A 9133-nucleotide genomic window follows, 5' to 3' on the forward strand; every position below is an offset into this window, starting at 1 on the left:
CTCGCCGTGTACGGACATCCGCGTGCCACCGGCGATATCGATCTCTGGATACACTCATCCCAGCGCAATGCCGAGCGTGTCTTGCGGGCGCTTGATGCATTCGGAGCCCCTCTTTTTCAGATCGATCGTGAAGACCTCGAAACACCAGGCACCGTTTTTCAGATTGGAATCTCTCCACGCCGGATCGATCTTCTCACCTCCATTGAGGGAGTCAGCTTTGAACGTGCATGGGAAGATCGGATTCGAGTTGAGATTGGGAGCACCTCACTGTTTGTGCTGAGCCGAGCCCACTTTATCCAGAATAAGAGAGCACTCGGACGCCCTCAGGACATAGCCGATATCGAGCGGCTCACTAAAGACAACGACGAAAAAGAGTGATGCATGCCAGCGTGTGAATACCCTCCCGTCAACCAAGCTCGTGTGAGCGAATAGACTCGTGGCATACCCCGCCTGGAAAGGCCGGCGTTGAGATCCTTCTGCCCAGGGGCGTCAGGATGATATGCATTATAGGTTTGCCTTCTTCGCTCCCCTGATTCCGGTTCGCTGCATCAGTCGCCCGCGGGCGCGTGCCGGGTTTCTCCTCCTTTTCCAAGGGGGAGATGTCCACAGGATCGCGCTTTCAGCGAAGCTCGATAGACAGGGGAGCCGGCCCCAATGATGCCGGCCATATGACAATCACTTGCCATTGAACCGCTACCCATTGCACCACTACCAAGAATAGGTTCCATTGCGGAAGGTCCGGGTGGTGTGGGTCAGGTGCCCGGGTCGAAATCAGCCTGCGTTTCCGGCGAGAAGACCAGGGCACCGAGGGGGGGGACGACCACAGACACCGAGGCCGGCTGCCCGAGATACGGATGGTTCTCGGCCTGTACCGTTCCGGCATTGCCCACGCCGCTGCCGCCGTAGACATCCGCATCGCTGTTCAGGCGCTCCGTCCACATCCCCGCAGTAGGGAGCCCGATACGGTAGTCGGTTCGCGCCACGGGGGTCATGTTCAGCACGAACACCAGCACCTGGTCGCCGCGTCTGCGCAGATAGCTGATCACACTCTGGTCGCGGTCGCCATAGTGAATCCACGAAAAGCCGCTTTCGGTGTCGTTCCAGAGCGCCGGACGGCCCTGGTAGAGGGCGTTGAGATCGCGGACCCACTGCTGAAGGCCGGCATGCAGCCGCTTGTCGGTGAGGTCCCAGGTGAGGGGCTGGTCGTGGTTCCACTCATGGTACTGCCCGAACTCGTTGCCCATGAACGAGAGCACCTTGCCGGGGTGGCCGTACTGGTGCGTATAGAGCACCCGCAGGTTGGCGGCTTTCTGCCAGTCGTCGCCCGGCATCTTGCCCCACATCGACTCCTTGCCGTGCACCACCTCGTCGTGCGAGAACGGAAGCATGAACTGCTCGGTAAAGGCCCAGCTGAGCGTCCACGTAAAATCGCCATGGTGGTACTTGCGGTGGATGGGCTCCTTCTCGAAGTACTCCAGCGTGTCGTTCATCCACCCCATATTCCACTTGTAGAGGAAGCCCAGCCCGCCCATATCAACCGGTTTGGTGACGCCCGGAAAGGCCGTCGACTCCTCGGCGATGGTCATAGCGCCGGGGAAGTGCTTGTAGACCTGCGTGTTGGTATCCTGCAGCAGACGAATCGCCTCCAGGTTTTCACGTCCGCCATGAACATTGGGCGTCCAGTTGTCGCCGCGCGAATAGTCGCGGTAGAGCATTGAGGCCACCGCATCCACCCGGAGCCCGTCGATGTGGTAGCGGTCGAGCCAGAAGAGCGCGTTGCCGATCAGGAAGTTGCGCACGCCGTTGCGCCCGTAGTCAAATACGTACGTGCCCCAGTCGGGGTGATTGCGCATCTGTGGGTCGTCGTAGGCGAAGAGGTGGGTGCCGTCGAAGTAGGTGAGGCCTTGGGGATCGGTAGCGAAGTGCGCCGGCACCCAGTCCATGAGCACCCCAATGCCGTGCTGATGCAGGGTGTCTACAAGGTACATGAAGTCCTGCGGCGACCCGTAGCGGAAGGTGGGGGCGTAGTAGCCCAGGGTCTGGTAGCCCCAGGAGCCGTAGTACGGGTGCTCGGCTACGGGCATGAGCTCGACGTGGGTGTAGCCCATATCCTTCACGTACTCCGCGAGTGGCTCAGCAATATCGCGGTACGAGAACGATTCGCCGGGGGCCTGGTGGCGCCACGACCCGAGGTGCAGCTCGTAGATAGAGACCGGCTCATCGAGCGTGTCGGGGCCGTTGCGAGCAGCCATCCAGTCGCTGTCGTTCCAGGTGTAGTCGTCTAAGTCGGTGACAATCGAGGAGATGCCCTCGTAGGTGTTTTCTGCGGGCGGCTCCATCGCGAACGCGAACGGGTCGGTGCGGTCGAACGCTTCTCCGTTGGCGTTAATGCGATACTTGTACCGCGCACCAGGGCGCGCGGAGCGCAGGTAGACCTCCCAGAGTCCGCCCCCAGCGTCGCGGAGCGGGTGCGCTTCCGACGACCAGTCGTTGAAGTCGCCCATTACCGATACCGAGTCGGCATTGGGGGCCCAGACGCGAAACCAGGTACCAGCCGGGTTCACCTGCGCGCCCATCCAGGTGTAGCACTGGTAGTCGGTGCCTTCATTCCAGAGATAGCGTTGGTCGGCAGTAAGACGCGGCATAGACGGACGCGGTTAGGCAAAAAGGAATCGGTATGGGACCAACCAAGATACACGCTGCACATCCATTGTCAACTCTGGCACGTGGAGGGCGTCCTCAGCCGCCGTGGTCGCTCCCTGGCCCCACCCCTGCGAAGCCTGTCCTCTGCAATCTATGGAATGAAGCGACGCTTGATGGCATAAGGGCAACGCGGAAGAAACGATCTTGCGGGGGAGTGGCTTCAAGGATTGTCTTTACATCTGTTTGACTGAACCTTCCTACTTCATGCTCCATCGACTTATCGCCGCGTGTGCGGTGGCCGCCCTGTTGTTTACCGGGTGTGCCTCCTCGCAGTCTGCGGTTTCCGACGATAACGATCAACCACCAACTTCTTCGTATGACGAAATTGTAACAGGCGCTGAATCCGACGAAGGGCTCTTCACGGCCCATACAAAAGACGATCAGCTCTACTACGAAATTCCCGACTCGCTTCTCGGTCGTGAGATGTTGATGGTGTCGCGCATTGCGCAGACCGCCAACAACATTGGCTTTGGGGGCGAGAAAGCCAATACGCAGGTGCTGCGCTGGGAGCGCAACCGCGACAAGGTGTTGCTGCGGCGCGTAAGCTACGACAACGTGGCCGACCCGGACCTCCCGATCTATGGAGCAGTGCGCAATGCCAACTTTGAACCGATCATTATGGCGTTCGATATCGAGGCGCACAACGCCGACAGCTCGGCTGTCGTCATCGATACGACCCCGCTCTTTACGACCGATGTGCCTGCGCTTGGCCTGCAGCAGAGCCGCCGACAGCAGTATCAGGTGCGCCGGTTGGATGCAGCGCGCACGTTTTTAGAGCGTGCGGCCAGCTATCCTGAGAACATTGAGGTACGCAACGTGCTCACGTACGACGCGCAGGAGCCGCCCTCGAACGGGTCAACCAACTCCATCTCGCTGAAGATGAACCACTCCATGGTGCTGCTCCCCGAGGAGCCCATGCAGGCGCGCCTCTGCGACGACCGGGTTGGCTACTTCAGCGTAAACCAGGTTGATTATGGGCGTGAGGAGCACCGGGCTGTAGAGCGCTGCTACATTACGCGCTGGCGCCTGGAGCCGTCGGATCCTGAGGCGTACGCCGATGGCGAGCTGGTGGAGCCGGTGGAGCCGATTGTGTTCTACATCGACCCGAACACGCCAGAGCGCTACCGCGAGCACCTGAAGCAGGGCGTTGACGACTGGCAAGGTGCTTTTGAAGCAGCCGGATTCAAGAATGCCATCATGGCCAAAGATCCGCCCACCGAAGAGGAAGACCCGGAGTTTAGTCCGGAAGACATTCGCTACTCGGTCATCCGATACTTTCCATCTGAGATCCCCAATGCATACGGTCCGCACGTGCACGACCCGCGCAGTGGCGAGATCCTGAAAAGCCACATCGGCTGGTACCACAACGTGGCGAACCTGCTGCGCAACTGGTACTTCATCCAGACCGCAGCGTCGAACCCCGATGCCCGCACTGTTGACTTTGACGACGACGTGATGGGCGAGCTGATTCGCTTCGTGTCGGCGCACGAGGTCGGGCATACGCTGGGGCTGCCGCACAACTGGGGCTCCTCGCACGCCGTGCCGGTCGACTCGCTTCGTTCGCCAACCTACACGGCGGAGAACGGCACCGCTGCTTCGATCATGGACTATGCGCGCTTCAACTACATCGCGCAGCCCGAAGACGGAGTGGAGCACTTCGACCCCAAAGTGGGGCCGTACGATGAGTGGTCGATCGAGTGGGGCTACCGGCTGCTGCCGGAGCACGACTCGCCCGACGCAGAGCGTGAAACGCTGAACGCATGGATCGTAGAGCGCGCCGACGACCCGCGCTACTTCTACGGCGGGTCCAATCCGCTGGGAGCCGACCCGCGCTCGCAGCGTGAGGCGCTGGGCGACGATAACATGGAAGCAGGCGAGCTGGGCATCGCTAACCTGCAGCGCATCGTGCCAAACCTGATGTCGTGGACGGCCCGCGACGGCGAGCTCTACGACCAGATGGGTGAGCTGTATGGCGAGGTCGTGACGCAATGGAACCGGTACCTCGGCCATGTGACCACCAATCTGGGCGGCGTGTTTGAAACGCACAAGTCGTATGACCAGGATGGGCTGGTCTACGAGGTGGTGCCGCCTGAGCAGCAGCAGCGCGCTATGGAGTTCCTGAATACCCACGCGTTTGAAACGCCCGAGTGGCTGATCGATGAAGAGGTGCTGCGGCGCATTGAAGGCAGCGGCGCGATCGAGCGGGTGCGCACCATCCAGGTGGGCGTGGTCGACGATGTGCTCGACCCGATGCGCATGGCGCGTCTCATTGAGGCCGAAGCGATGCACGGTGCCGACGAGGTCTACACCGCACTCGACCTGCTCGAAGGGGTGCGCAGCGGCGTGTGGACCGAGCTCGCTCAGGGCGAGGCTATCGATGCCTACCGCCGGGCTTTGCAGCGCGGCTATCTTGACCGGATGCATCACCTGCTCAACGAAGAGCCTGACATGCCATCGGGCCCTATCGTGGAGTTCTTCAACCTGACGCCGGTCGACGTGGCACAGTCTGACATCCGCCCGTATGTGCGGGGCGAGCTGCGTACGCTGGAGGGCGAGATTCAGCGCGCGCTCAACCGCACGCCCGACCGGGCGACAGAGCTGCACCTGCAGGATGCGCTCGACCGCATCTCAAAGACGCTGGATTCATAGCGCTCTCATAGCGCTCTGAACATCGATGGCATACTACCGCGCCCCTCGTGCTTCTGGCAGGAGGGGCGCTTTTTTATGGATATGGGTCTGCTTGGAGAGACTAAGTAAAATCACGTGTCAATATTGGAGTGCAAGGCGAGTGAGAGCCTGTACGATGATCATCACAAACCACTTGTCATGGTGAGCGAAGGCCGACGGAGGAGGCCGCAGTCGAACCCTCTCCTCGGTCTGTAGCAGATACGGCGGGACAGAGGATCCTGCCTACTTTGGGGGAGATCTTTCGACTCCGCACCTGCTAGACGCAGTTGCTCCGCTCAAGATGACAATCCATGAACGGAGCGGTGCTTACCCAAAACAGACGTGTGACGACACTTACCATGATGGAATGCGCTATATCGCACACCCCGGGAGTACTCGTTCGCTACGCTGACAGGGCCGCGTCCGTCGCCTACGCTCCCGCCTCGCGATGAAAAACCCAGCCCCCTTGTCATTGCGAGGAGCGAAGCGACGTGGCAATCGCATTCGTTGCTTTTCACGGCGGGCATAGATGCGAACACGCACTGCGCGAGGTTTAGAGAGGCGAGCGCGAACGAGTCGCCTGCAGTGAGGGGCATGCTGACGAGGATCAGCCTCCGAAAAGCAAGCGAACCACATACACCGAAGCCACCACCCCTACCGCATCCGCAAAAAGCCCGGCAGGCACGGCGTGACGGGTGCGGCGGATGTTCACGGCGCCGAAGTAGACGGCGATGACGTAGAACGTGGTTTCGGTGGAGCCGAACATGGTGGCGACCATCTTGACGATAAGGGCGTCTTCGCCAAACTGCTCGATCATGTCGGCAACGAGAGCAGCGGAGCCGGAGCCGGTGAGGGGGCGCATGATGGCCATGGGCAGCACCTCAGCAGGAATGCCGACGAGTCCGAGCACCGGGTCGAGCAGGTCTACGAAGAAGTCCATGGCGCCTGAGGCGCGAAACATGCCGATTGCAAAGAGGATGGCCACGAGGTAAGGAATGATCATGACGGCGATCTCGAAGCCTTCTTTGGCGCCCTCGACAAAGACCTCGTAGACGCGCACGCCCTTGATGAGTCCGTACAGCGGAAAGCCAACGAGGATGGCGGGGAGCACAAAGTAAGAGAGGATGCTAACGGTGCTGCGAATAAGCTCAAGCATGTTGGTGTGTTGAGAGTGGGTGGGGTAGGAAAGGCGGTGGGATGCGGTGCGGAAGCGGCTATGGCGACTGCTTCATCTGCTTCATCGGATTGGTATCGGCAAAGCGCTTCATGCGGCTCAGGTAGACCGCCCCAGCGATGCCGGCGACGGTGGTGATGGCCGTAGCGATAGTGATAGAGAAGACCAGCTCGTTGACCTGCAGTCCCATAATGGCGATGAGCAAGACCGGCGGCACGAGCTGGACACTCGACGTGTTCAGCGCGAGGAGCATGACCATGGAGTTGGTGGCGGTTTCCTCGGTCGGGTTCTCTTTTTGCAGCTGCTCCATGGCCTTGATGCCGAGCGGGGTGGCGGCATTGCCGAGTCCGAACACATTGGCGAGCAGGTTCAGCGAGATGGTGCCCAGCGCCGGGTGGTCTTTGGGGAGATCCGGAAAGAGCGGGCGCAGCACAGGCTGCACGAAGCGCGTGAGCGACTGGATGAGCCCGCCTTCCTCGCCGATCTTGAGGAGCCCGAGCACGAGCGCGAGCACGCCGATGAGTCCGAGCGCCAGGGAGGCAGCGGTTTCGGCGAAGCTGAGCGCGGCAGCGGCGATGTCGTTCAGCTTGCGAAAGTGTACCGGTTCGAAGGTGAGTGCGGCCTGCACGGAGGCATTGGGCGCATCGACAAAGCGGGCCTCAGCACGGATTGGGTCGCCGGTGTCGTCGCCATAGAACGCGCGCATATCTTGCCAGGGCTGCGGTAGCTCTGTGCCGCTTCCGAACACGACCTGGTTGCCATCTTGCGTCTGCACGAGGCGTCCGTCATAGCGCGGCTCGGGCGGGGTGGTGTCGGGGTAGAACGCGTGGAAGGCGGTGGTGTCGAGGTGAACGGTGACGGCCTGGCGCCGGGCCTCGGGGTCGTAGGTATCGGGAAAGGTAACGGTGACCTCGAAGGCATCGCCGTTGCGATGGCGGTCGGTCGAGAGCTCCCGCACATCGGTCGAGAGGGCAAACACCAGGCTGAAGATGATGAGCCCGGCCCAGATGTAGTTGAGCATGGGTGATGGCGTGGGGAATGCGTGGCATGACGAACAGCACACAGCATACGGAACGATACCCCACAAGCGCTACCGGATCGGTAAAGTCCGGCGTACGATTTGTTCAGAAGAGAACGTACTGGGGTGTTTGGGGCGCATAGGAGCGTGACGAGCGTGGAGGCGGTGTGAGGCCTTTCGCCTGAAGATGCCAGTCATCTGGAGGCGAAGGGGTGACCTACCCGGGGGCTGTACGTTAACAACGGCAGAGCGCTCTGGATGACAGCTACCGAACGAGGTCTAAGGGATGCGCACGCAGCACCACGCGCAGTAGATGGGCATCGGTTGGGACGGCCGGGATACCGGTGTCGTGGCTGTACTCGTACTCCAGTCCAAGCCGCATTTCAGCGCGTCCTCGTACGGAAACGCCGATGGCGGTGCCAAAGCTCCCCCGCAGCTGGTCGACGGCAGAGAGCCGGTTGAAGAAGCCCTCGTTGGCGCTGAGGACGGAGAGGCGCCCGCGCACCTGTGCGTAGAGATCGGTCGTTGCGGCGGGGAGGCCGATGCGGGTAAAGCCCTGTGCGCCCACCGACGCCAGTAGCTGATTCCAGTTGCGTCCTTCAGACTCCAGTACGCGGGGAAGCCGCGCATCCTGCCGGATGGTGTAGAAGTTGGTTTCAAGGGCCAGGTAGTCGTCGGTCTCGTGCGACCGGGCGGGCAGGATGAGGCGTCCACGCAGGCTGCCAAAGATGGAGGCCCGCTGCTCGCCAATCGCGAGGTTATCTATGTCGTGCTTGCAGCGGTGGTAGTAGCCGACCTGCCAGTCGAAGGTGTTTTGGCGCCGCGTGAGTACGATACCTTCTTCCCAGAGCACCGCTCGCGGGTTGAAGTTGATCTCATTATTCGGGTCGGCGATGAACTCAATCTGTGTAGTCACCAGCAGGCTAGTGCGATGCGAGCGCCACAGCTCTACGAAGCCGCCGATTTCGTGGTGCCAGGCGTGGTCGCTGTCGCCGGTGAGATAGGGGCCGAAGGCTGCCCACCCGCCGTAGCTGTTCACCAGCTGAGACGCGTCCGGCTCCACGGACGTACGGGCATCCCAGAACGGATTGGTGATGAAGTGACGGTCGGGGAGCCGCTGCGCCTCGGAGGTGTCGGGCAGTCCTGCGCTCCAGAGAAGGATCAGAAGGCAGGCGCCGCCGATCCGGCACAGCGTAGGCAAAGAGACGATCATAGCTGACATGGCCGCTGCCAGAAGCTCATGAGAGGGTTGCGGTGCAGTAACTACGCAGAGCAGCGGGTGGGTGTCCGTCGCTTGAAGAACGATCAACGGCAGTAGAGCAGCTACGTATCGGCTTAGGTATCGGCTGACGTATCGGCTGGGGCTGCCCCGGCAGCAGATGGTGCCCTCCCCGAAACGTCAATGCCCGTGCAGGAATGCACATCCCTGCACGGGCATCAGCGTTAACGATGATTCTGAAGACGACGCGACGCCGCATGACGCTACCGCACGACGGTCACGCGCCGGGTTTCGGTGTGGCCCGCGGTCTGCATGCGCAGGAAGTACGTGCCGCTGGCGAGGCGGCTCACGT

Annotated in this window: 6 protein-coding genes; 2 read left to right on the forward strand and 4 right to left on the reverse strand. The window is 61.3% G+C overall.

Annotated features, from left to right (window positions below; genetic code table 11):
• Positions 1 to 378 (forward strand): hypothetical protein (locus PPP56_RS06490; RefSeq protein ID WP_353563224.1); only part of this gene is annotated, 378 nt, incomplete at its 5' end.
• 374 nt (positions 379 to 752) lie between these two features.
• Here PPP56_RS06490 and glgB read toward each other — a convergent pair.
• Complete coding sequence (gene glgB / locus PPP56_RS06495; RefSeq protein WP_353563225.1) at positions 753 to 2645, reverse strand: 1,4-alpha-glucan branching protein GlgB; 1893 nt, start codon at positions 2643 to 2645, stop codon at positions 753 to 755.
• A 262-nt stretch (positions 2646 to 2907) separates the two neighbouring features.
• Here glgB and PPP56_RS06500 point away from each other — a divergent pair, with 262 nt between their 5' ends.
• On the forward strand, positions 2908 to 5352 hold the full coding sequence (locus tag PPP56_RS06500) for a zinc-dependent metalloprotease (RefSeq protein WP_353563226.1): 2445 nt from the start codon (positions 2908 to 2910) through the stop codon (positions 5350 to 5352).
• A gap of 625 nt (positions 5353 to 5977) precedes the next feature.
• On the opposite strand, the gene PPP56_RS06505 is transcribed toward PPP56_RS06500, so the two are convergent.
• The 3 genes from PPP56_RS06505 to PPP56_RS06515 all read right to left on the reverse strand — a co-directional run bounded on the left by PPP56_RS06505 (position 5978) and on the right by PPP56_RS06515 (position 8775).
• A complete protein-coding gene (locus tag PPP56_RS06505; RefSeq protein ID WP_353563227.1) occupies positions 5978 to 6526 on the reverse strand; it encodes a spore maturation protein in 549 nt (182 codons plus the stop codon).
• 58 nt (positions 6527 to 6584) lie between these two features.
• Positions 6585 to 7565, reverse strand: coding sequence for a nucleoside recognition domain-containing protein (locus tag PPP56_RS06510; protein ID WP_353563228.1), 981 nt, complete (start codon positions 7563 to 7565; stop codon positions 6585 to 6587).
• A gap of 262 nt (positions 7566 to 7827) precedes the next feature.
• Complete coding sequence (locus PPP56_RS06515) at positions 7828 to 8775, reverse strand: hypothetical protein (RefSeq protein WP_353563229.1); 948 nt, start codon at positions 8773 to 8775, stop codon at positions 7828 to 7830.
• Positions 8776 to 9133: the final 358 nt, after the last annotated feature.

It is taken from the genome of Longimonas sp. (assembly GCF_040409695.1).
In the GTDB taxonomy this organism is placed as follows: domain Bacteria; phylum Bacteroidota; class Rhodothermia; order Rhodothermales; family Salinibacteraceae; genus Longimonas.